The 22,617-nt window shown below is 68.1% G+C and carries 27 protein-coding genes; 18 read left to right on the top strand and 9 right to left on the bottom strand.

The annotated features are described in order from the left end of the window. Positions 1-3 precede the first annotated feature (3 nt). The 7 genes from EI982_RS05195 to EI982_RS05225 all read left to right on the top strand — a co-directional run bounded on the left by EI982_RS05195 (position 4) and on the right by EI982_RS05225 (position 5,547). Entirely contained in the window at positions 4-1,008 is a 1,005-nt protein-coding gene (locus tag EI982_RS05195) for a branched-chain amino acid ABC transporter permease (protein ID WP_157688475.1), read from the top strand. Beyond that, complete coding sequence (locus EI982_RS05200) at positions 1,005-1,721, top strand: ABC transporter ATP-binding protein (protein WP_157688476.1); 717 nt, start codon at positions 1,005-1,007, stop codon at positions 1,719-1,721. The genes EI982_RS05195 and EI982_RS05200 overlap by 4 nt, the downstream gene beginning before the upstream one ends. Then, positions 1,718-2,434, top strand: a complete 717-nt coding sequence (locus EI982_RS05205; RefSeq protein ID WP_157688477.1) for an ABC transporter ATP-binding protein — start codon at positions 1,718-1,720, stop codon at positions 2,432-2,434. Before EI982_RS05200 ends, EI982_RS05205 begins: the two co-directional genes overlap by 4 nt. A 3-nt stretch (positions 2,435-2,437) precedes the next feature. Then, positions 2,438-3,601: a M20 family metallopeptidase gene (locus EI982_RS05210; RefSeq protein ID WP_157688478.1), complete on the top strand. Its 1,164-nt coding sequence runs from the start codon at positions 2,438-2,440 to the stop codon at positions 3,599-3,601. Between the two features lie 55 nt (positions 3,602-3,656). Beyond that, complete coding sequence (locus EI982_RS05215) at positions 3,657-4,133, top strand: YbaK/EbsC family protein (RefSeq protein ID WP_157688479.1); 477 nt, start codon at positions 3,657-3,659, stop codon at positions 4,131-4,133. A 95-nt stretch (positions 4,134-4,228) separates the two neighbouring features. Continuing rightward, on the top strand, positions 4,229-4,888 hold the full coding sequence (locus tag EI982_RS05220) for a hypothetical protein (protein ID WP_157688480.1): 660 nt from the start codon (positions 4,229-4,231) through the stop codon (positions 4,886-4,888). Continuing rightward, positions 4,888-5,547, top strand: a complete 660-nt coding sequence (locus EI982_RS05225; RefSeq protein ID WP_157688481.1) for a DUF2238 domain-containing protein — start codon at positions 4,888-4,890, stop codon at positions 5,545-5,547. The genes EI982_RS05220 and EI982_RS05225 overlap by 1 nt, the downstream gene beginning before the upstream one ends. Here EI982_RS05225 and EI982_RS05230 read toward each other — a convergent pair. Then, the gene (locus EI982_RS05230; RefSeq protein WP_157688482.1) at positions 5,544-6,068 is read right to left on the bottom strand and encodes a DUF7344 domain-containing protein; all 525 of its coding nucleotides are present in this window, start codon (positions 6,066-6,068) and stop codon (positions 5,544-5,546) included. The genes EI982_RS05225 and EI982_RS05230 overlap by 4 nt on opposite strands. Positions 6,069-6,302: 234 nt before the next feature. Between EI982_RS05230 and EI982_RS05235 the strand changes: the two genes are divergently transcribed. The 4 genes from EI982_RS05235 (at position 6,303) to EI982_RS05250 (ending at position 8,129) form a co-directional block, all read left to right on the top strand. Further along, the gene (locus EI982_RS05235) at positions 6,303-7,091 is read left to right on the top strand and encodes a helix-turn-helix transcriptional regulator (protein ID WP_157688483.1); all 789 of its coding nucleotides are present in this window, start codon (positions 6,303-6,305) and stop codon (positions 7,089-7,091) included. A 42-nt stretch (positions 7,092-7,133) separates the two neighbouring features. Continuing rightward, positions 7,134-7,325 carry a hypothetical protein gene (locus EI982_RS05240; protein WP_157688484.1) on the top strand — a complete coding sequence of 64 codons (192 nt, stop codon included), beginning with the start codon at positions 7,134-7,136 and terminating at the stop codon, positions 7,323-7,325. Between the two features lie 28 nt (positions 7,326-7,353). Next, positions 7,354-7,554: a dodecin gene (locus EI982_RS05245; RefSeq protein ID WP_157688485.1), complete on the top strand. Its 201-nt coding sequence runs from the start codon at positions 7,354-7,356 to the stop codon at positions 7,552-7,554. A 173-nt stretch (positions 7,555-7,727) separates the two neighbouring features. Continuing rightward, the gene (locus EI982_RS05250; protein ID WP_157688486.1) at positions 7,728-8,129 is read left to right on the top strand and encodes a universal stress protein; all 402 of its coding nucleotides are present in this window, start codon (positions 7,728-7,730) and stop codon (positions 8,127-8,129) included. Here the strand turns inward: EI982_RS05250 and EI982_RS05255 are convergent, their stop codons facing one another. Beyond that, the gene (locus EI982_RS05255) at positions 8,130-9,146 is read right to left on the bottom strand and encodes a mechanosensitive ion channel family protein (protein WP_157688487.1); all 1,017 of its coding nucleotides are present in this window, start codon (positions 9,144-9,146) and stop codon (positions 8,130-8,132) included. A gap of 96 nt (positions 9,147-9,242) precedes the next feature. Here EI982_RS05255 and priS point away from each other — a divergent pair, with 96 nt between their 5' ends. After that, positions 9,243-10,400: a DNA primase small subunit PriS gene (gene priS / locus EI982_RS05260; RefSeq protein WP_157688488.1), complete on the top strand. Its 1,158-nt coding sequence runs from the start codon at positions 9,243-9,245 to the stop codon at positions 10,398-10,400. Further along, complete coding sequence (locus EI982_RS05265) at positions 10,397-11,299, top strand: hypothetical protein (protein WP_157688489.1); 903 nt, start codon at positions 10,397-10,399, stop codon at positions 11,297-11,299. The genes priS and EI982_RS05265 overlap by 4 nt, the downstream gene beginning before the upstream one ends. 29 nt (positions 11,300-11,328) lie before the next feature. Here the strand turns inward: EI982_RS05265 and EI982_RS05270 are convergent, their stop codons facing one another. From EI982_RS05270 to EI982_RS05280, 3 genes are read right to left on the bottom strand one after another with little or no spacing between them, the layout of a single operon-like run. Further along, positions 11,329-12,576, bottom strand: a complete 1,248-nt coding sequence (locus EI982_RS05270; protein ID WP_157688490.1) for a carboxypeptidase-like regulatory domain-containing protein — start codon at positions 12,574-12,576, stop codon at positions 11,329-11,331. 1 nt (position 12,577) lies between these two features. Then, positions 12,578-14,977 (bottom strand): cytochrome c biogenesis protein CcsA, encoded by a 2,400-nt coding sequence (ccsA, locus tag EI982_RS05275; protein ID WP_157688491.1) that lies wholly within the window; start codon positions 14,975-14,977, stop codon positions 12,578-12,580. After that, positions 14,974-15,456 carry a thioredoxin family protein gene (locus EI982_RS05280; protein ID WP_199243733.1) on the bottom strand — a complete coding sequence of 161 codons (483 nt, stop codon included), beginning with the start codon at positions 15,454-15,456 and terminating at the stop codon, positions 14,974-14,976. The genes ccsA and EI982_RS05280 overlap by 4 nt, the downstream gene beginning before the upstream one ends. 329 nt (positions 15,457-15,785) lie before the next feature. Between EI982_RS05280 and EI982_RS05285 the strand changes: the two genes are divergently transcribed. From EI982_RS05285 to EI982_RS05300, 4 genes are all read left to right on the top strand, one after another. Next, positions 15,786-17,237: a c-type cytochrome gene (locus tag EI982_RS05285; protein ID WP_199243734.1), complete on the top strand. Its 1,452-nt coding sequence runs from the start codon at positions 15,786-15,788 to the stop codon at positions 17,235-17,237. Positions 17,238-17,345: 108 nt separating this feature from the next. Continuing rightward, the gene (locus EI982_RS05290; RefSeq protein ID WP_233255293.1) at positions 17,346-17,951 is read left to right on the top strand and encodes a cytochrome c biogenesis CcdA family protein; all 606 of its coding nucleotides are present in this window, start codon (positions 17,346-17,348) and stop codon (positions 17,949-17,951) included. Between the two features lie 115 nt (positions 17,952-18,066). Continuing rightward, positions 18,067-18,720: a cytochrome c biogenesis protein gene (locus tag EI982_RS05295; protein WP_199243736.1), complete on the top strand. Its 654-nt coding sequence runs from the start codon at positions 18,067-18,069 to the stop codon at positions 18,718-18,720. Between the two features lie 5 nt (positions 18,721-18,725). Continuing rightward, complete coding sequence (locus EI982_RS05300; RefSeq protein ID WP_157688493.1) at positions 18,726-18,842, top strand: CcmD family protein; 117 nt, start codon at positions 18,726-18,728, stop codon at positions 18,840-18,842. 11 nt (positions 18,843-18,853) lie between these two features. Here EI982_RS05300 and EI982_RS05305 read toward each other — a convergent pair whose 3' ends face one another. Genes EI982_RS05305 through EI982_RS05315 form a run of 3 tightly spaced genes read right to left on the bottom strand, consistent with a single transcriptional unit; the run spans position 18,854 to position 20,651 of the window. Beyond that, on the bottom strand, positions 18,854-19,528 hold the full coding sequence (locus EI982_RS05305) for a heme exporter protein CcmB (protein WP_157688494.1): 675 nt from the start codon (positions 19,526-19,528) through the stop codon (positions 18,854-18,856). Next, positions 19,528-20,280 (bottom strand): heme ABC exporter ATP-binding protein CcmA, encoded by a 753-nt coding sequence (gene ccmA, locus EI982_RS05310; RefSeq protein WP_157688495.1) that lies wholly within the window; start codon positions 20,278-20,280, stop codon positions 19,528-19,530. The genes EI982_RS05305 and ccmA overlap by 1 nt, the downstream gene beginning before the upstream one ends. Continuing rightward, the gene (locus EI982_RS05315; RefSeq protein ID WP_157688496.1) at positions 20,277-20,651 is read right to left on the bottom strand and encodes a cytochrome c maturation protein CcmE domain-containing protein; all 375 of its coding nucleotides are present in this window, start codon (positions 20,649-20,651) and stop codon (positions 20,277-20,279) included. The genes ccmA and EI982_RS05315 overlap by 4 nt, the downstream gene beginning before the upstream one ends. Before the next feature lie 164 nt (positions 20,652-20,815). Between EI982_RS05315 and EI982_RS05320 the strand changes: the two genes are divergently transcribed. Beyond that, positions 20,816-22,396 (top strand): M61 metallopeptidase family protein, encoded by a 1,581-nt coding sequence (locus EI982_RS05320; protein ID WP_157688497.1) that lies wholly within the window; start codon positions 20,816-20,818, stop codon positions 22,394-22,396. Here EI982_RS05320 and EI982_RS18280 read toward each other — a convergent pair whose 3' ends face one another. Next, positions 22,397-22,555, bottom strand: a complete 159-nt coding sequence (locus tag EI982_RS18280; RefSeq protein WP_199243738.1) for an HVO_2901 family zinc finger protein — start codon at positions 22,553-22,555, stop codon at positions 22,397-22,399. Positions 22,556-22,617 lie beyond the last annotated feature (62 nt).

Raw genomic sequence — 22,617 nt, forward strand, 5'->3', positions numbered from 1 at the left:
ACCATGGGAACCATCGAACTCCCCGACGGAGCCACGTCACTCGGCGGACGTATCGAAGACACCCTCGACTCGCTGTCGGTCGTCCACCGGGCGGTCGCCCTGGCGGTAGTGGTCGGCGCCCTGTTGACGCTCCCGCAGTTCCTGAACAACTACCTCGTCCAGGTGCTGTTCATCATCTTCCTGTTCATCACCCTCGGGTTCGGCTGGAACATCCTCTCGGGGTTCACCGGCTACATCAACTTCGGATACGCCGGGTTCGTCGGACTCGGTGCGTACGTGACCGTCATCACCATCGTCGACTTCGGACTGCCGTGGTTCGCCGCGCTCCTGCTCGCGGGGCTGGTGACCGCCGTCTTCGGGACGATCATCAGCGCGCCGATCCTCCGGCTGGACGGCGCGTACTTCGCCATCGCGATGCTGTCGCTGGCGACGGCGGGCCGGCTCGCGATGTCGACCGAGTACCTCTCGGGGATCACCCGCGGCGGGTCCGGGATCTCGTTTTTCCCGGCGCTGTCGTACACCGAACAGTACTACCTGGCGGTGGTGCTGGCGGTCGGGGCGGGCTATTTCACCTACCGGCTGGCCAACTCCCCGCTCGGGCTTCGGCTGCTCGCCATCCGGGAGGACGAACTCCTCGCGTCGGCGTTGGGCGTCAAGGCGACGCGTGAGAAACTGCTCGCGATGTTCGTCCACTCCATGATCGCCGGCATCGCGGGCGGACTCCTCGCCTTCAACCTCTCGTATATCGACCCACAGACCGTGTTCGACATCCGGTACACCGAGTTGCCGATCGTGATGGTGCTGTTCGGCTCGCCGGGGACCGTCCTCGGCCCGATCCTCGGCGGCGTCGCCTTCATCATCGTCTCGGAGCTGCTGTGGTCGTCGTTCCCGACGCTCCACCAGTTCTTCTTCGGGCTCGCCATCATGTTCGTGGTGATCTTCCTGCCGCGTGGGCTGGTCGAGCGACTCAAGGACAAGGGCCTGCTCCCCCGACGGAGGTCATTATGAGCGGCGATTCGATCCTCGAAATCGAGTCGATCCGCAAGGAGTACGGCAGCCTCGTCGCCGTCGACGACGTCTCGTTCGACGTCGAGCGGGGCCAGATCCTCGGCCTGATCGGTCCCAACGGGGCGGGGAAGTCGACGCTGTTCGACCTCATCACCGGCGTTCAGACCCCCGACGGCGGGACCGTCAACTACGACGGGCAGGACATCACCGGCAACTCGCTCGAACGGAACGTCGAACTCGGCCTCGTGCGGACGTTCCAGCAGACCCGCGTCCTCGGACAGATGACGGTCCGGGAGAACCTGCTCGTGGCGAGTCAGCTGTCGGACCAGCCCCGCGAGCGCGCCGACGAACTCCTCGACGTGATCGAACTCACCGAAAAGAGCGACATCCTGGCCGAGGGGCTCTCGTTCGGCCAGCAGAAGCTCATCAGCATCTCACAGGCGCTGATGCTCGATCCGGAGATCATCCTGCTCGACGAACCGCTCGCTGGCGTCAACCCGACCATGGAGAACAAGATCCTCGATCTGATCCACGAGATGCACGACGAGGGAACGACGTTCGTCTTCGTCGAACACGACATGGACGTCATCATGTCCGAGTGTGAGGACATCGTCGTCATGAACTCCGGACGACTGCTCACCCGAGGACCACCGAAGCAGATCCAGAACGACGACAGAGTCATCGAGGCGTACTTCGGAGGTGAGGGGGCGTGAGCGCCGACCCGATCCTCGACGCCGAGGACATCACCAGCGGCTACGGCAACAACGAGATCGTTCACGGGGTCGACCTCCACGTCGCGGACGGCGAATCGGTCTGTATCATCGGGCCGAACGGCGCCGGGAAATCGACCGTCCTGAAGACGCTGACCGGCTACATCCCCTGCTGGTCGGGGACCATCCGCTTCAACGGCGAGGACGTAACCGACGCCGAGACGGAGGACCTCATCGAACGGGGCATCAGCATCGTCCCACAGGGGGCGTCGACGTTCCCGGAGATGACCGTCAGCGAACACCTCGATATGGGCGCCTGGCTCCTCGACGACGACGCGAAACAGGAGAGCCTCGAGTTCGTCTACGACCTGTTCCCGCGGATCGAGGAGCGACTGGGCCAGAAGATCAAGACGATGAGCGGCGGCGAACAGCAGATGGTCTCCATCGCACGGGCGCTGATGATCGATCCGGACCTGCTGGTCCTCGACGAGCCGTCGCTGGGGCTGGCTCCCAACCTCGTCGACGAGGTGTTCGACCTCATCAACAGGGTCCAGGCCGCCGACGTGAGCATCCTGATGGTCGAACAGAACGCCGCGAAGGCCCTCGACAACACCGACCGCGGCTACGTCATCGAGATGGGTAACGTGGAGTACGTCGACGTGAGTGACAAGCTCGCGGACGATCCGGAAGTCAAACAGCTGTACCTCGGAGGCTGACCGATGAGCACACACAGCGATCGGCTCGAACGCATCGTCTCGGAACTCGTCGCCCGCGAGTCGGAGAACCCGCCGGGCAACGAGGCCGCCGTCGCGGAGTTCGTCCACGAGTGGTTCGCCGACCGGGGTATCGACGCCGACCTCGTAACGCGGCCGGACCCGGACCGCCCGCAGGTCGCCGCCCGGGTCGGCGACGGGGAGCCGACGGTCGTCCTCAACGGCCACATCGACGTCGTCCCCGCCGGCGACCGCTCGAAGTGGACACACGACCCCTACGGCGCCGCGGTGGTTGACGGAACCCTCTACGGACGCGGGAGCGCCGACATGAAGACGGGCGTGGCGCTCGGGATGTTGGCGACTGCGGACTTCGCGTCGGCCTTCGACGGCGGCAAGGTCGACGGGAGCGTCGTCTTCCACGCCGCGATGGGCGAGGAGACCGCCGAACCGGGGACGAAGACGCTCCTCGAATCCGGATACGACGGGGATTACGGCGTCGTCCTCGAACCGACGGGGATGCGCACCGCGACCAGCGAGAAGGGGCTGGCGTGGTACGAGATCACCGTCGCGGGCGACCCATCCCACGCGAGCCGTCCCGACCAGGGCGACAACGCCATCGCGAACGCGCGGCCCGTCCTGGACGCACTCGACGCGTACGACACACGGGTCCGCGAGCGCCGTCACGACCTGCTCGGCCCGGCGTACGCGACGACGACGTGTCTCGAAACGGGGGTGAAGGAGAACGTCGTCCCCGGGAGCGCGACGATCACCGTCGACAGACGCCTGCTGCCGTCCGAGGACGTGACCGACATCGACGCGGAGGTCGACGCCCTGCTCGACGATGTCGAGTCCGAGCACGGCGTCCGGACGGACTGGGAACGGACCCGGACCTACGAACCGGCAGAGATCCCGGTCGACAACCCGCTCGCGTCGGTCTTCCGCGAGCAGTCCGCCGAGATTGCGGGCGTCCCGGACGATCCGTGGGGGATCGAGGCCTCGACCGACGTGCGCAACTTCGTCAACGACGCCGGAACGCCGGCGATCACGTGGGGTCCCGGGGACCTCGATCAGGCACACACCGTCGACGAGTGTATCGACCTCGCGCACGCGACGACGGCGCTCGACGTGCTCGAAGCGTCGCTCACCGAACTCTTCGAGGCGGACGGGTAGGCGACGACCTCGCGCCGACCGTCACGACTAACCGAGGTGGGGCCGACCGCCCGGTATGCATCCGACGGTCGAATCCTTCATCGAGCGGGCACGGGACCGACACGGGATCGAGGTCGAGGTCCACGAGTTCCCGGACGGAACGCAGACCGCGGCGGCGGCCGCGACGGCCGTCGACTGTGCGGTCGGCCAGATCGTCAAGAGCATCGTCATGCAGGTGGGCGACCGGCCCGTCCTCGTCCTGACCAGCGGCGCCAACCGCGTCGACGAGGGGGCACTGGCCGCGGAGTTCGACGCCGATCCCGACCGGGTCCGGTCCGCCGACGCCGCGACGGTCAAGGCGGCGACCGGGTGGAGTATCGGCGGCGTCCCCCCGTTCTGTCACGACACCGACCTCCCGACGCTGGCCGACCCCGCATTCGAGGCGTACGACACCCTCTGGGCCGCGGCCGGAACGCCGGAGACGGTGTTCCCGCTCCCGCGGGCGACGCTCGTCGACGCCGCCGAGCCGCGGTTCGTCGACGTCTACGAGTGAGGGCCATCCGTCGGCGCGACGAGCCGCCGAGCCACGGCCGGTGACGGCACCGCTCATCCCAAGCGATTTGACCGGGCCCACCCGAACGTCTACCGATGTCGACTCCCGAACCCCGCCCCTCGCCGGGGCTCCTCGATCTGTTCGAACGCCGGGGCCTGAACGCCGCCCTCGGATGGGCGTTCGTCGGGATCCTTCTCGTCTCCGCGGGCGTCGCGGTCGGCGGCGGTCGCCCGCTCTGGGCGGGGTTCACCCTCGCCCTCGCCGCCCTCGCCGTCGCGCCGGCGGTCGCCCGCCGCCGCGTCGACGCGATGGTTCCGTGGGAGGTGCTGGCGCTCGCATCCGTCCCGGCACTGGGTCGCCTGCTCGTCGTCGGTCGGACCGTCGGCGGCGTGACGCTCACGGGGCGGATCACGACGTACGTCGCCGTCGCGGCCGCCGCGCTCATCATCGCGGTCGAACTCGACGTGTTCACGCCGGTGCGGATGACCCACTCCTTCGCGGTGCTTTTCGTGGTCGTCGCCACCGTCGCCACCGCAGGAGTCTGGGCCGAGGCGCGGTGGCTCTCCGATACGCTGCTCGGGACGAGCGTCCTGCTCGACGGGCGGGACGAACACGTCATCGAGACGGCGCTCATGTGGGACTTCGTGGCCGCGACGGTCGCCGGCGTCGTCGCCGGCGTGGTCTTCGAGTATTACTTCCGGCGCTTCGCCGACGCCACGCCCCGCTATCCGACCGATGCGGGTGGTGAGGACTGATGCGTCTGCGCGACTATCTGGGGCTGAGCGAACGTCGGCAACGACAGCTCTCGCGGGCCATGCAGTTGACCCTCGTCGGGTTCGTCGGCGTCGGACTCTACGACGGCAATCCGGGCATCGTCGTCAATGCGGTCATCGGCCTCGGCGTGACCCACTTACCCGCGATACTCGAACGCGATTATCAGATCCCGATGGATCCCGCCCTGACCCTCTGGATCACCGTGGCCGTCTTCCTCCACTCGCTCGGGACCGCCGGGCTGCCGGGAGCGAGCGTCAACCTCTATCGCAGCGTCTGGTGGTGGGACCACCTCACCCACACGCTGTCGTCCTCCATCGTCGCCGCGGCGGGCTACGCGACCGCCCGCGCCATCGAACTCCACTCGGACGACGTCTCGCTCCCCGAGCGGTTCATGTTCGTGTTCATCCTGCTTTTCGTCCTCGCCTTCGGCGTGTTCTGGGAGGTCATCGAGTTCGGCGTCGCGGGCGTCGCCTCGCTATCGGGCACCCAGAGCGTCCTCACGCAGTACGGTCTCGACGACACGATGCTCGACCTGCTGTTCGACACGCTCGGCGGAATCATCGTCGCGGTGTGGGGGACGGCCCACCTGACTGATCTGGTGGGCGTGCTCTCCGCACGCTTCGAGAACACGGACGCCTAGCGCTCGTCGAGGGCCTGGGCGACCGAGACGGCGGCGAAGAGCCCCGACGCGAGGACCGCGTAGCCCAGTCCGGGCACCGCAGCGAAGGGTGGGACCCCGGCGGCGGCCAGCGCCACCGGGACCGTGACGGCGGCGGCGACGACGAGATACCGTCGCCACCAGTCGCCCCGCTCCCGATCGGTGACGGCATCGAGGTACGCGAGACAGGCCTCGGCGCCGTCGGCGAGCGCAACCCGTCCCGCCCGCCGGTCGTAGTCGACGATGTCCCGGTCGGCGAGTTTCGGGAGGTGCATCTGGTAGAGCGCCGTCTGGACCCGCTTGCGCTGTTTGTACGTGACCTCGTCGGGCGCGCAATCGTTCTCGATGGCGGCGACGTGTTCGCTCAGCTCCCGCAGGTCGACCGGCCCCTCGCGGTCACGCAGGTAGTTGATGACCTCGCGACGCCGCTCGTTTCGCAACATCGAGAACAGCGCGTCCCGGGAGAGTCGGTCGGGTTCGGCGGGGCGGAGTTGTGGCGCCATGGCTCACCAGGCCCACACCGTCCTCTCGGCCGTCGGTCCACGCTCCCCTCGATCCATGGTCCGAAGCGTGCACTCCGACGGCATAGTGTTACCTCCTGCGCCCACGCCACGTTCCCGCACGCGGTCGCCCAGCCCCACCCGGCGTACGCACGCCGTGGAAACGGTGGGGTCGATGACGCACGCCGTGAGCGAACGAAGAGTTATGTCCGTGGGGCAGGGACCCCCAACGGACTCATGTCGGGTGACTCATCGGCGGCGCTCTGGGAGACCGTGGCTCGGCGCGCCGACCTGCTCGACGAACTCCGTGAGGGGCCACGGGAGAAGCGGGCGCTGGTGTCGGCCCTGTCGGTCTCGCGGTCGACGGTCGACCGCGCGGTGGCCGAACTCTCGGAACTCGGTCTCGTCACCGACGCCAACGGCGAGGTCGGGTCGACCGCCACCGGCGACCTCGTCGCAGTGCTCTACCGCGACGCCGCGTCGAGCGCCGACGAACTCCTGCGGCTGGCGCCGTATCTGGACGCCCTCGACGAACCGCTTCGCCCGCCGCCCGCTTTCTTCGGCGAGACGACCATCGTGACCGTCGAGGACGACACACACGCACCCGGGGAACGGCTGATCGACGCGTTCCTGACGGCCGATCGGTGTCGGCTCGTCCGCGGGACGATCAGGCCGGCCTTCGCCGCCGAGGTCCGCGAACGGATGTTCGACGGCTCGCTCGAACTCGAGGTGGCGTTCTGTCCGGACTCCGTCGAAGTCCTGCGCTCGTACCACGGCGTCGACCTCGAACGGGTGCTCGACCTGCCACACGTCACGGTCCGAGCGTACCCCGAGCCGCTCCACTCGGGACTGTACCTGTTCGAAACCGACGGCGAGCGGAGCGTTCGACTGTCGATCCACGACCGAACGACCGACCGCGTTCGCGTCCTGCTCGGCACCGACCGCCCCGCCGCGGTAGCCTGGGCCGAGCGCACCCTCCGCGAGGTGTACGAGCGGTCGTCGCCGGTCGCGACGGAGCCGCCGTGATCGACCACAACCGACTCCCGTCACCGTCGACTATCGCCGCCGATGGTCGACCGTTCCCTCCGAACCGTCCTGTGTGTCCTCGTCGGCGTCGTCGTCGGCGCCGTCCTCGGCCCCCTTTTACCGGACCCGACCGGCCTCCTCGCGGCGGCACTGGCCGTCGTCGTCGCCGTCGCCGTCGGCGGCGTGCTCCGTCGGTCCGACTGGCTTCGGGACGTGGATTTAAGGTGTCGCTGAGCGAACGTCTCCGTGGAGCGACCGACCAATGGTTTTCAAGAAGATCACGCTGATCGGCCGGAGTCCGGACAGTTTCGACGACGCCGTCGACGACGCCATCGACCGCGCGACGGATACGCTCGACCGCGTCAAGTGGCTGGAGGTGGAAGAACTCGGGGTGGAGATCGCGGGCGTCGAGAACCGCGAGTATCAGGCCGAAGTCGAGGTGGCGTTCGAACTCGAGGAGTGATACGGGTTGTTGTAAGTCAGTACCGGTGGTTCGCCGGACCGTGGCGGCGAACCGCGGGTGAACAGTCACAATCCGTATGAGTCGCCCACGGGGCCGTCGCTGCCCCCGACCCGACCGGCGCCCAGTTGGCCGGATAGAACAGGTTAAAACCGTCCGGTGAGCTTGTTGGGTTCATGACGCTGGTTGTCGTCCCGGTACGGTATCCGCTCAGCAATCACTCCCGGGCGACGCTCGCGGAGGCCATCCGGATCGCCGAGGACCGCGACGCCGACCTCACGGTGATGCACGTCGACCTCTACCAGGAGAGCGGCGAGGTGACGCGGACGGATCTGAAAGGCTCCGTGGAATCGGAGTTCGGGCGCGTCGCCCGGGCCCGCTACGTGGTGCGCCGGGGCTTTCTCGTCGAGGAGACGATCCTCGACGAGGTGGCGGCCGAGAGCGCGGACGTGGTGGTCATCGGCTCGAAGCAGGTCGGGCGGTTGCGACGCGCCGTCGCTCGGTTCCTCGACGAACCCGACATCGACGAGTTCCTGCGGGAGGAACTCGACTGCGAGGTTATCACGGTCGGCGGGTAGTCACTCCGGGGTCGAGCCCGATCCGTTCGGGTCGGCCACGCCCTCCGCCTCCGCGGTCCGGGTCGCCGGGGCGTCGTCGCGGTCGGGCGTCGGTCGGGAGCCGTCCTCGACGGCCACGCGTGCCCGACCACTGGTCTCGTCGAACAGCAGGTGTTGGTGGGGGTAGGCGATCTCGACGTCGACGTCGTCGAGGTTCTCACGGATGTGCTCGCGGACGGTCGATTCGATCCGCGGGATCTTGTAGGGGGTCCGCACCCAGAACCGGAGGACGAGCCTGACGCCGCTGTCGGCGTAGTCGCCGATCATGCAGGTCGGCTTCGCCGGGTAGCGCGCGCTGCCGATGCGGATGTCCGGGCCGCCTTCGATCACGCCCTCGCAGTTGCGGGCGGCCCGCTCCATGAGGCTGCGGGCGGTGTCGATGTCCCCCTCGTAGGTGACGAGGAGGGGGATCGAGAGCCGCGTCCGCTCGTCCTCGGCGGAGAAGTTGGTCACGTCCCGCTCGCGCATCTGGGCGTTCGGCACCACGAGGAAGGTGTTGTCGAGCGTGAGGATCTTCGTATACCGGATCGTGATGTCGTCGACGAACCCACGTCGGCCGTCCTCGAGTTCGATCATGTCGCCGATTTCGTAGGGGTTGTCCGCCAGCACGAACAGGCCGGTGATGACGCTCCCGACGATGGGCGCGAGGACGATACCGAGGACCGCCGAGAAGACGGTCACCGAGAGGACGATGTCGCCGATGCCGAGACCGACCATGCTCGCCGCGATCAGGGTCGCGGCCATCACCGTCGAGACGCGCAACAGCCCGAGGACCGTCTGGGCGACGCTCTGTCGCTGAAACCGGCGGGCGACCGGGCGGCCGAGCAGGCGGACGAGGAACTTCGAGAGGACGACCCCGGCGGCGACGACCAGGGCGGCGACGGCCGCCCGCACGACGCCGAACCCCCACAGCCACCGTAGCCACTCCACGGACCCGATCGGTGGTGCCGTCGCCAGCGTGCCCGCCCCGACGTCCATGTTCGTCACTCGCCGTCCCCGAAAAAAAAGCGTTTCCACGGCGGGGATCGCTCGATCACAAGCCTCTATACCGTGCCCGTTCCACCCCGTATCGGAATGGATCGACGTACGCGCGATTACCTCTCGGGGCGGTTCGGCGACTACTACCGGAGCGCCGAGCCGTCGCTCCCGCCCGCGCCTGAGCGCCGGGAGTGGGGACATATCCCCTGGACGAGCGGGTCGACCACGATGGTCCGCCACCGGTCGATCTACGACCTCGGCGACGTCGCCGACTTCCTCCAGCGCGAGGCGCCACGGCACGTCTACTTCTCGGCCGCGCGCTACGACGACCCCGGCGCGGGGTCGATGGACGGGAAGGGGTGGCAGGGCGCGGATCTCGTCTTCGACCTCGACGCCGATCACCTCCCGAGCGTCGACCCCGAGACGGCGACGTACGCCGAGATGCTCGCGGCCTGCAAGGACGCGCTCCGTCGGCTACTCGACCTGCTGGAGACGGACTTCGGGTTCGAGGACGTGACCGTCGTCTTCTCGGGCGGCCGCGGCTATCACGTCCACGTCCGCGACGAGGGGGTCGCCGACCTCGACTCGGCGGCGCGGCGCGAGGTGGTCGACTACATCCGCGCCGTCGACCTCGACGTCGAGGGGCTGGTGCGGACGCGGGCCGTCGGCGGGGCGACGCGACGGGAACTCCGCACCGAGGGTGGGTGGGGCCGGCGCACCCACCGCCGCCTGCAGTCCTTCGTCACGGAGCTCCGAGAGCTCCCCGACGACGAGGCGACCGATCGACTCACCGCGTTCGACGGCATCGGCGAGGGCCGGGCCGAGACGCTCCTCGACGCCTTCGTCGACAACGAGCGCGCGGTCGACCGGGGGAACGTCGAGGCCGGCGGCCCGGGGGCCAGACGGCTGGTCGAGGCACTCGCCGAGGAGACGGTCGCCGCCGAGACGGCGCCGATCGACGAACCGGTGACGACCGACACCCGCCGCCTGATTCGCCTGCCCGGGACGCTCCACGGCGGGAGCGGCCTGGTGGTCCGACGGCTCGACCGCGACGAGATCGACGGGTTCGACCCCCTGGTCGACGCCGTCCCCGAGCGGTTCACCCGGCGGTCCGTGCGGGTCGCGGTGACCGAACCGGGGACCCTCGAACTCGACGGCGACACGTTTACGGTGGACGCAGGAGAGCAATCGGTACCGGAGTGTGTCGGCGTGTTCCTGATGACACGCGGCCGGGCCCGGAAGGTGAAAGAATGAAGGTCGAGGAACTGCGCACGGTTCAGCGCACCGAACGGCAGAAAGACAGCCTCCAACACCTTCGGGACTCGTTCTATCGGGACGTCGCGGACTACGTCGCCGAGCGCAAGGCCGAACGCGAACGCGTCGCCGCGGCGGCCGACGACCCCTTCTCCTCGCCCGAGGTGAGCCGCCTCACGGACGAAATCGAGACGGCCGAGGAGGTCGTCGAGAGCATCTACGAGCGCCGGATCGGCAAGATCGTCAAGCGCGCGACCTTCGCCGCCGCCGGCATGGCCACCGAGGACGAGGGCCTCACGACCGAGGAGCGCGACCTCTTCGAGGATCTGGTCGCCCGCATCGAGGACAACCGGGAGACCGTCCTCGAGACGCTCGCCGGCGAGTCGCCGGCGGACGCCGAGGGTGCGGACGCGACGCCCGTGTCGGCGCCGGATCCGGAGACGACCGAGGCCACGACGTCGACCGACGACCGACCGCCGGCGGACGTCGACGCCGCCGCGTCCGACCCGTCGCCGCCGTCCCCCGACCCGTCCGACGATGCGGAGGCGCCCCCCGACCCGTCCGACGATGCGGAGGCGCCCCCCGCACCGGACGACATCCTCGCGGAGGCGATGGGCGGGGAGGGGACCGGGTCCGCCGAGGCCGAACCCGAACCGACACCGTCGCCCCCGACCGCGGATCCCGAGCCGGAGGCGCCCGCCCCCGACGACTCGCCGGCCCCGGACGGCGGCGAGACGGGGACCGAGCGCACGACCCTGCGGATCACCAGCGACGTGGGCGAGATATTCGGCGTCGACGAACGGGAGTACGACCTCGCGAGCGAGGACGTGGTGACGCTGCCGACGCCGAACGCCGAACCCCTCCTGAACCGCGACGCCGCCGAGCGACTCGACGACTAGGTGGCGTCGCGAGCATTCGCCGAGGCCGCTCAGCCGTCTCCGTCCCCCGGGAACAGTCGATAGCCCACGAGTCCGACGACTACCATCCCGCCGACGGCACCGAGGATCGGTAGGCCGGGGAACGGCGGGATGGTGTTGTTCTCGGCCGCGCCGTCGTCCGCGGCGACCGCCGCGGACTCCCCCGCACCGGCGTTCCCCGTCCCGGCGTCGGCGCCCGTGGCGCTCCCCCGAGTTCGCGCGCCGTCGAGGTCGAGTCGGATTCGTTCGCCGGCGTCGACGGGACCGTCACTGACGAGCATGGGAATCGGTGCGTCGCCGACGCGGAGGTTCTCGGAGTGATCGATGGCGTTCGGGTCGTACCCCTGGACGACGACGGTGAGCGACCCGGTGGCCCGCCTCGGCGCCGTCTCGACCACGGGACCCGTGAGGTCGTAGGCGACGCCGACTCGTGTGACGCCGTTCGCGGGGACGGAGACGTTGAGTTCGACGCCGGCATCCGTCCGTCGGTACTCGGCCTCCTCACCCGCGACCATCCCGGCGTAGGGCGTGGCGTTCGTCGGCATGTGGAGTTCGACGAGGCCGACGAACGGGCGGTCGGTCGGGTTCCGGAGGGTTACCGTCTCGATTACGCTCGGGGCGCTCGATTCGTTCCCCGGTGGCACCACCTGCAGGACGTGGGGGTTCCGGCTGTCGTTGGCGACGCTCAGGCGCGCCGCGTCGGTGATCGGCGGCCGCGCGACGATCGTCGTCCCGTTCTCGGCAGCGCTCGCCGTCCGGCGGTAGGGAACCCCGTCGACGGTTGCCCGAAGCCGGTACGTCTCGTTTTCTTCCACTGGGCCGACGGAGAACTCGCCGTCGTCGCCGGTCTCGACCCGTGTCACGACGAACCCGCTGTCGTCGGTTACCTGGACCGCGACGCCGGACAGCGGCGAGCCGTCGTCGTCGACCACGCGGCCGTCGACCGATCCCGAGAGGTGAATCGTCGCCCGCGTCGTGTTCCGGAGTACCTCGTAGTGGGTCGTCCCTTCGTACGAGACCCGGACGGCGTATTGGGGGGCGTCGGCAACGTCGACCGAGAACGACGACCCGCTGACCGTCGTTCGCGCGGGGTCACCGGCGCGTTGCAGCGACTCGGTCACGGGAACGACGGTCACCTGTGCTCCGTCCGCGGTGTCGCCGTCGACGGTGACGGTGCCGGACACCGACGTCGTGGCCGTGGCGGTCGGAACGGCGGCGAGACAGCCGAGAACGACGAGGAGCGTGAGGATGCGTTTCATATCAGTCTGCGACCTCCGGATTCGCGTCGCGATTCGTGTCGGGGGCGGCGGCGTCGGTCACCGCGCCGTAGCGGGGATCGAACAGGGCGACGAGACTCATACCGAGCATCAGCAGGACGATAGCGAGGCGCATCAGCGTGACGAAGGGGATGCGTTTGACCGTTATCGAGGCGGTGCCATCACTGACACCCGCGATGACGTAGGTGTCTGAGACGAGGCCGCGGTCGACGATGACGTCCCTGACCTGCATTCCGCCCTGCTCGGGGTAGCGTCGCTGGCCAGCGATTCCCGAGGCACGGAGCCGGTCGCCGTCGTACACCGCGAGCGACACGCCCTCCACGACGACGCGTGTCGGGACGACGCTCTCGGGGGGATCGGCCACCGGACCGACCGTCTCCGGGCCGACGAGGACGACGGCGTCCGCACTCGGCACGAAGTTCCACATCAGTTGGCCGCGTGCGACGACGCGCTGTCCGGGGGCCACCGAGGCGTTGATCTCGGTGTCGGGGAGGCCGAGCCAGACGCTCGACCCGTCGAGTTGGACGACCGTCGCTCGCGGTCCGTCGCGCACGTCCGTCACCGTCCCGTGCACCGTCTGGACGGAGCCGTTCAACGAGGCGCCCCGCCGGACCACCTGATCGGTCGAGAGGGCGTAGGTCTCCACCGAGGGGTCCTGCGGGAATTCGGTTCGGGAGTGTTCGAGGATACGGACCGAGTAGTCGGCACCCTGAATCGGCTGCCGGGAGGTGTCCATCGACCCGTCGCCGACGCCGGTCGCCATCACGGATGCCTGTCCCGCGAAGAGGTACATGAACGGAAGCGAGAGGACGAGCAGGGCGGCCCCGACGTGGATGAAGGTGATCCCCGTCTGCTTCAGCTTCGCGTTTCGGGACGTCGTTGCCAGGATTCGGCCACCGGTGCGTTTCACCGTGCCCAGAATGGCGTAGGCGACCGGGGGCAGCACCGACAGAGCACTCGACGAGCCGACGACCCGGTAGACGACGGCGTCGTCGGGACGGGTCGTCGCCAACTGCCACGTCTCGGACGGGGCTACGACTGCGCCGACGAACGTCGCGGCGGTGAACACGCCGAGGCCGACGAGCGCCCGTCGATCCCCCTCGTGATCGTAGTCCATGTAGAATCCGAGAAGCAGCAGAATGCCGAGGACGAGTGGGTAACTCCAGAGATTGTAGTAGCGTGCTTCGACCGAGACTTCGAGTCCGGTGATGGCCTTCCGGAGGAGCGGGAAGGAGAGCCCCCACAGCGAGACGAACGTGAGCAGGCCGAAGCCGAGGACGGCGAGGTGGAGGAGGTTCGAGCGACGCAGCCAGCGGCGGCCCGTCGCGTCGGAGTCGGTGTCGTCCGTCTCGCGCAGCCAGTACACCACCGGCGCGACGATGCCGAGCGCGACGGTCAGCGCCATGAGGACGAGGAAGGCCGCCCCGATACCGCCGTCGGCGAAGGAGTGGACGCTGCGGAAGACGCCGCTCCGGACGACGGACGTGGTGTACACCGCGAGCGCGAACACCGTCGCGGTCATCGCGGGGGCGAGGACGCGATACCGTCCCGTCGGCTCGTAAGCGGTGACGGCGTGCAGCGTCGCGGTGAGAAAGAGCCACGGGATCAGAATCGCCGTCTCGACGGGGTCCCACGCCCAGATTCCACCCCAGCCGAGGACGGTGTACGACCAGAGACCGCCGAGCGCGACGGCGCCGGTCAGGAACAGCCAACTCAGACGGAGCCAGCGGGTGACGCTCCCGTGCCACGTCGGAAAGACCCCGCCGTTGCCCCGGAACAGCGAGACGAAGTGGGCGGCACCGATGGCGAACGGCATCGCCAGCAGGGCGTACGCCGTGAACATCACCGGCGGATGGATAGCCATGTACGGATCGACGAGCAGGGGATTCAGCCCCTGCCCGGACGTCGGCACGAACCCAGGCGGGGCGCCGGGGAACTGTGACCGAATCGACGCGAACGGGCTCTGGGCCAACAACATCCCGGTAAAGTACGCGACGAGGCCGAGCGTGAGCGCGTGGATCAGTTTCGCGTGACGGTCGGGAATGCCCCGTACTGCGCCGGCCACCATGGCGACGATCGAGACGATGGCCGCCCACAGTAACACCGAGCCCTCGTTGGCGGCGTAGACGCCGGTCACTCGATAGAGGACGGGGAGGTAGGACGCCGTGTTCTCCCAGACGTAGGCGTTCGAGTAGTCGGTGACGACGAACTGATACGTGAGCTGCACCAGCGCCGCCACCAGCAACACGGCGGCCGCGGGGGTGAGTTTCGAGACGGCGTCGAGATACGCGTCGTCGTCGACGAGGTAGGCGCGGGCGAGGATGACGGCCGCCGACGCCGACGCGCCGAAGGCCAGCCAGAGGAGGACTGACCCGACGTTCATTGGGACTCACCCGTCGCGTATCGTTGCTTGCCAGCTTCGAGGTACGAGAGGAAATCCTCGGTACCGGCGTAGCCGTTGATCCGGACGAGCACCTCGCCCTCCGGAGTGATAATGACGTGCTGTGGGGGGTAGTTGACGTTGTACTCCCGCTGGAGGCGCGAGGCAGACTCCCCGTCGTCGTCCATGTTCACCGCCACCTTCACGAAGTCCTCTAGCTCCGACTGCACCGTCGGATCGGAGTACACCTTCTGGTTGTAATCCTCACAGTACGTACACCAAGTCGTCCAGAAGTAGACGATGACTGGCCTCCCTTCGGACGCGGCGGTTTGCTCCGCGGCCGTCATGTTCGTCTGCCAGCGTGTGTCCCCGTGATACGAGTAGTTCTCGTCGCTCAGTGTCGGTGCCGCGTGCATCGAAAAATACCCAATACTAAGCAAGACCACGAAGAAGGCGAGTGTCATCGCCTTTCGAGGCTTCATTGGTGACTCCCAGTAACTGCTTCCCCCAGTAAAACCTACTGTCTCGTCACTCCCGCCGCGTTCGTCGAAGACATGAGAGTGCTTTAGCAGCCAGAATACTCATTTTAGGCCGTCCAAAATTTTCGCTCCCGAGTCGCCGATCCCTCGACGCCGGTGTGTGATCGTGGGCACGAACCCACGCGGTCGAAAGGTATCTATTCGCGGGTCGACGTCGATGACCGCGGAGAAAGTTTTAACCATGTGTGCAGGGATACCGGAATACTGCGCAACAGCGGAGGATATGAATACAGAGATATGATAGGAACTTTGGAACAGCCGACGGAGTTCGCATGAGCCAGGGCGAATCGAACGTCTGGCTCAAGCCTGGGTTGCTCCTGGTCGGGACGGTAATCGGCGCCGTCGTCGTCGTCTTCGCGCTCAACGGTGTCCTCGCGTACCTCGGCATGGATGCCGTAGGTCCCGAGGGACCACAGGCGGAGGCGCCGGCGACGCCGCAAGCCAACGCCAGCGGTAACGGCGAGAGCGCCGTCTCGGCGGGCGAGGGAGGCGTCCGGAAGCTTCCGGGAACGTGGCCCGGAGAGAAGTGGTACAGCGAGGACCTGCGCGAGCAGGAGTTCGACTACAAGGATCCGACGGCTGGCGAGGAGGTGCAGTTCCAGCCCAAGCAGATGAACAACTCGACGCTTCCGGACAACGAGCATCGTGCCGAACTCATCCGGGAGGGGCGTCGGCTGTTCGCGAACACGTCGAACGAGATGCCCGAAAACGTCGGGAACGACCTGTCGTGTGCGAACTGCCACGGCGGCGGTGCCCTCCCGACGACGACCGGAATGGTCGGCCAGGACATCGACATGATTCCGCTGGTCGGCACTGCCGCGGGCTACCCCGAGTGGACGGGTCGCACCCAGCGGATGCGCGACATGCGCCAGCGCATCATGGGTTGTTTCCTCCGGAGTATGAACTCGCCCGGCTCCGAAGAGGGCGTGCCGGAGTACGACAGCCGCGAGATGCAGGCCATGGAGTCGTACATGGTCTGGCTGAACAAGGGGACCCCGAGTCAGCGGACGCCGTACTGGCGTCACATCGAGAAGCCGGAGGGTGACGAGAAGGTGCCGGTGTCCGAGGTCAACCCGGTCCGCGGGGCCGAACTCTACCTCGAGAACTGTGCGTCCTGTCACGGTGCGGACGGACAGGGTATCGAGGGGCAGTACCCGCCGCTGTGGGGCGAGGGGTCCTACAACGACGGGGCCGGCATGGGTCGGATGTACACCTCCGCCGGCTTCATCCGCGAGGCGATGCCCTACGGTGCCGGACACACGTTCTCCAACTGGGAGGACGTCCAGGACGTGGCCGGGTTCATGAACGCCCACAAGCGTCCGCACCTGCCGCGCCAGCCGAAGGACTGGGCGGCGGCCGGTGCGCCGGACGAGGGCATCTACTACAACCGCACGCAGCAGCGTCTCGGCTACGAGATGAACCCGATGACGAAGAAGCTGATGCTCGCGGGCATGCCCATCGACGACACGGAAGTCACCGAGGAGATGATCCCGGAGGACACGAGTCGGTACGACCAGCCGCTCCGCAACGAGTCGGTCGACGGCTCGTGGCAGACCACCTGGATCCGAACCTACGAGGACGTCGGTAACGAGACGGCGACGAACGAGACGGCGACGAACGAGACGGCGACGAACGAGACGGCGACGAATCAGTCGGCCATCACCGCGCAAGGTGCGGTCACGTCGGCGATGGAAGCCGACGGCGACGCACGGACGGCGGACTGACGCCTTCGGCACCCCCCACACGACCCTGACCGAATGATTGAGACACCCTCCACGGTTGCGGTTTTTCTTGCGGGAGTGCTGACCATCCTGACTCCGTGCTGTCTCCCGATGATTCCCGTCCTCGTCGTCGGTGCGAACGGCCATCGGCTCCGACCGGTTCTCATCGTCGCGGGGAGCACGCTGACGTTCACCGTACTCGGGGTGGTGACCGGCTCCGTCGGTTCGATCACGCCGGAGACGATCCGCGCGCCCTTTGCCGTCCTCATGCTCGCGTTCGGGATAGTGCTCGCCGACGACGACGTCAACGACATCTACTCCCGATACGCCTCTCGACTCGCTAGCCGGGCGACGGGCCTCACCGGTCGGGTCGACGAACGGCGCCACCCGCTCGCGAACGCCTTCGTGGTCGGCCTGTTGCTCGGCGTCATCTGGCTGCCCTGCGTCGGCCCGGTTCTCGGTGGCGTCCTCGCCTACGTGGGGACGACGGCAACCGTCGCCAGCGGTGCCGCGCTCCTGTTTACCTACGGTGTCGGCTTCTCCCTCCCCTTGCTCGGCGTCGCCTACCTCGGCCGGTCGGGCGGGAATCGACTCCTCGAATACGGACGCGGCGACGGCTTCCGCACCGCTACCGGGTACGCGTTCGTCCTGCTCGGTCTGGCGGTGCTGTTCGACATCGACAAGCTCGCGCTCGCCTCGGTAACCGACATGCTCTGAAACAATGACTCCTGACGAACACGAACGGAATCGGCCACGCTCGAATCGCTTCAGTGCCGCACACGTCGTGGGGCGAATCACGGGGGTGCTCCATCGGGTGACGCGGAGTCGAACCGTGAAGTGGGGGAGCCTGCTCTTCGGGGTGCTCTCTTTCACCCTCGTGTTCGGGACCGCTTCGAAGACGATGTACGGCATCGAACACGGTGGAAACCTCCTCGCGTACTGGCACATTGCGCTCGCGTGGGTCGCCGCGTCGGCGCTGGGAACGACGTTCATCGGGAGCGTCCTCTACCTCCGCTATCGGGGACGTTTCTGGAGTCGGCTGGCACACAGCGCCGGCGAACTCGGGTTTCTGTTCGCGACGGTGACGCTCGTCCTCGGGAGCGCGTGGGGCAAGGTCATCTGGAACTCCTGGTGGGAGTGGACCGACGTCCGCCTCGTGACCTTCCTCATCGTGTGGTTCATCTACGCGGGGTATCTCGTGGTGTCGTCGTCGACGGACCCGGAGACGGGCGACCGATACGCTGCGGTGTACGGCGTCATCGGGTTCGTCACCGTCCCCATCTCGTATGCCTCCACCCGACTGTGGACGCCGACGTTCCACGAGACCACCATCGGGAACCCGCAGGTCAGCGCGAACATCGATCCCACGACGCTGCTCGTGACCGTCGTCGCGGCGACGTTCCTGTACGTCTATCTCCTGGGACTCCGCATCCAGGTGCACGAAGTCGAAGACCGAATCCGTGGACTCGACCGCTCACGGAGGTGATACGCATGGAACCACTCCTCCTGTTCGGCTACACGACCCTGTTCGTCGCGCTGTTCGGCTACACGGCGTACCTCCAGCGCCGGCTGACGAGACTCGAACGCCGCCTGAACGACGCCCGGTAGGCCGACGCCGATCACTCTTCGACGACGAACTCGAACGTTGCGAGCCCGGCCAGCAACAGGACCCCGGAGTAGAGACAGAGGAGGCGGAGCCAGGTGCCCGTCCGGGCACCCGTCGTGAGCGCTGCGGTGAGTTCGACGCCCGCGAGCAACACGGGGACGACGAGCGGAACGAGCAACAGCGGCAGGGCGAGTTCGTCGAGTCCGGAGCGGAAGGTAAGCGTGGCGACGACGACGCCCACGGCGGCGAAGCCGACGGCGGCGACGGCGACGACGCCGACCAGCGCGACCACCGTCCGAGGCGTCGGGGCGTAGTCGAGCAGGACCGTCGTCGCCCCGAGTGTCACCACGTTCACCGCGAAGACGAACAGCGACGTACTCGCCACCTTCCCGAGGTAGACGGCCGAGCGATCCACCGGGGCGAGCAGCATCCCATCGAGCGCGCCGTTCCGATCCTCGAGGGCCGCCGTCTTCGTCACGCCGAGGGTCCCGCCGAAGACGAACGCGATCCAGAGGGCCCCGCGCCCGAGGACCGCCGGGTTCCGGAACGTCTTGACGAAACTGAACGCGAAGGCGAGGACGACGAGCAAGGCAAAGACCGCCATCGTCGTCGTGACGCTTTTCGTCCGGCTCTCGAGCAGGAGGTCCTTCCTGACGATCCGGTAGATCGTGGCGAGAAACCGCCGCATCAGCGTCCCTCCGCCCCGTCGTCGACGCCGATTGCGGCGTGATACGCCGATTCGAAGGCTGTCGCCGAGGAGCCGTCCAGATCGACGTCCGTCTCCAGGCGACCGCGGTCGACGACGAGCGCGCGGTCACACCGGTCGAAGCCGCGGTCGAGGTCGTGAGTCGTCAACACGACGGTTCGGTCGCCGAAGGTGTCGAGGACGGCCGCGAGGTCGGCCACCGACCGCTGATCGAGTCCGGTGTACGGTTCGTCCAACAGGAGGACGTCGGGACGGTGGAGGAGTGCCCGCGCGAGCGACAGTCGTTTGCGGAGACCGTGTGAGAACTCGGCCGGTCGCCGGCTCGCCCGCCCGGCCAGGTTCACCGTTTCGAGCACCGACTCGCAGCGTCGCGCCGCGTCGTCGATGTCGTGGAGAGCGGCGTGAAAGCGGAGGTTCTCGCGGGCCGTGAGGTCGTCGTACAGCATCGACTCGTGGGTCACGACGCCGATCGTACGGTAGACGGTGTGGTCGTCCGGCGTGAGCGCCGATCCGCCGAGACAGATCGTTCCGGCCGTGGGCCGAACCAGACCCGCGAGCATCCGCAACAGCGTGGTCTTGCCGGCGCCGTTCGGGCCGAACAGGCCGACGGTCTCCCCCGCGTCCACCGCGAAGGAGACGTCGTCGACGGCGGTCACCCGGCCGTAGGTCTTCGTCACGCCGTCGACGCGAATCGTGGCCGCCGTTGCCCGCCCCGTTCGGGGCGCTGAGGTCATCGAGTCTCTGACGGCCGTTCGGAGCCCTCGTGGGCACGGACCGAGAGCTGTTTGGCGACGACTCTGTCTCCCTCGACCCGACCTTTGGCCACGACGATGCGGTTCTCCGCCATCGTGTCCGGAAGCGTGCCCTCGTAGACGACTCGCATCGAGTGGTTGCCGTCGACTACCTCGAACGTCGCCGTCCGTCCCTCGGTCTCGAGGTCGTCGACGGATCCCTCGAGGTTCACCCACTCCCCGTTGTAGTTCTTCTCGGAGAGTTGTGTCGGGCTGACGAACGCAGCCGAGGCGTTCATGCTCGTCGCTCCGAGCACACCCAGGAGGACCAGAACCCCCACAGTCGTGACCAAGAGCTTGTTCTTCCGTCGCACTGGTCCAGCATCGTGGGCGCCCGTTATTCATTGTGTCGGATCTCCACCACCGCTGACTGGTGGAGTTGTGGGATCGACGGTCACGACCGTCCGTCGTTCGGCCCTCGCCCCGATCGGGTGGATCGGGGCCACAGATACTTGTCGACCGCCTCCCAACCCCGCCCATGTCGGCTCGTGGGGTCCGCGCTGTCGGGACGGTGGTCGTCGTCGCACTGCTCGTCGTCGCGGGCGTGACACCCGCGCTCGCGACGGCCGATCGGACCACCGCGACCGATGGGTGGCGACCGGCCGTCGACGCGTCGCCGTCGGACGGGACGCTCACACAGCAGGACGGCGCGACGCTCGGGGAGCGAATCGTCGCCTCGCGCAACGACGAGCCCGGGAGCGTGACGCTCACCTTCGAGTACCGGATTCCGGACTCGGTGTCGGGGCTCCGGGTCGGCGTGCCGGTGCTCTCGCTGCCGGGAATCACCGTCGGGGAGACCGACGGGTTCGAGCACGCGACGGGCACTCGGTTCGAGTGGGACACCGAGACCGAGCGGCCGAGCGTCTCGCTCCGGCTGGCCGTCGGCGACACGCTCGGCGACGGCGTCCGCGGGGTCGAACGCGACGACTGGGCGCTCGTCTCCCAGCCGAGCACCCGCGTGCAGGTCCGCGCCGCGGAGCGACCGACGCGAACGACGACCTTCGCGGTCGACGACGCGGAGCCGGGGTACGCGAGCAGTCACCTCGCCTACCTCGGCCCGCACGACCGCCGGAACGTGACCGTCGCCGACGAGAACGCGACGTTCGTCCTCGGTGCCGACGCCGACACCGAACGGGCCACGGCCTTCCTGCGCACCGCGAACGAGCGCTTCGATTTCGGCGTCCGCCACGACCGGATCACGGTGTTCGTCCTGCCCGTCAGCGACGAGAACACCACGAACGTCGACGCCGCAACCGTCGACACGGCGTTCTGGGTCGGCGAGTCGGGCCTCCGACTGGGGGACACGGGCGGGGTGTTCACCCACGAGTACGTCCACACGCGGCTGGGGACGGTGGGGACCGGCGACGCGACGTGGCTGACCGAGGCGAGCGCGGAGTATTACGGCCACCTGTTCGCCCTCAACGACGGCGTCGGGAACTACGAGTCCTTCCGGGCGGGGCTCCGGGCCGAGGAGTACGCTCCCGAACGACAGTCGGTGACCCTGACCGATCCGGAGACCTGGCGGGGGACCACCGCCCACTACGACAAGGGCGCGCACGTCCTCGCCGCACTGGACGCGGAGATCAGACGCCGCACCGACGGGGAGCGGACGCTCCGTGACGTGTTCGCGGGGCGCTCGGAGCCCTTCGCCGACTACCGAAGCTTCCGGGAGGCCGTGATCGAGGTGGCCGGCGACGAGTCGCTCGGGCCGTGGCTGGATCGGTACGTCACCACCGACGCGCTGCCGCCGCTGCCCGAGAACCCGCGGTACTACGTGGCCGACCCGGACCTCGATCCGGACGGTGACGGAACCCCGAGCGGCACGGAGGTTGACCGCGGGCGACACCCGTTCGTCGCGGGCGCGGGGCCGGACGGCGCCGTCGCCACCGAGGCGGAGCCGACGACGGCCGAGAACGAAACCGGGACCGAGAGCGAACGCGAAACGGGGACGGACCGAACCGGAACGGAGGGGTCGGCGCCCGGATTCGGTGCGGGTGCGGGCGCCGCTGCGCTGGCGCTCGTCGCGGCACTCGGCGCCCTGCGTCGACGGCGGGCGTGATCAGACGCGACGGAGTCCCTCGCCGAGCCCGGTCGCCTCGCCACACTCCGGACACTCGTAGGTCCAGCCGTCCTTCGTGGCGCGCCCCTCCGGGAACTCGGCGTCGCACGTTCGGCAGACGAGGAGATCACGGCGAGCGGAGACGTGCATCTGCGGCATACGCTGAGCATCGACAGCATCCACTATGAACGTGTCGCTTCGGTTCCATACACGGGCGGTTC

This window comes from Haloplanus salinarum, from assembly GCF_009762275.1.
Classification (GTDB): Archaea; Halobacteriota; Halobacteria; order Halobacteriales; family Haloferacaceae; genus Haloplanus; species Haloplanus salinarum.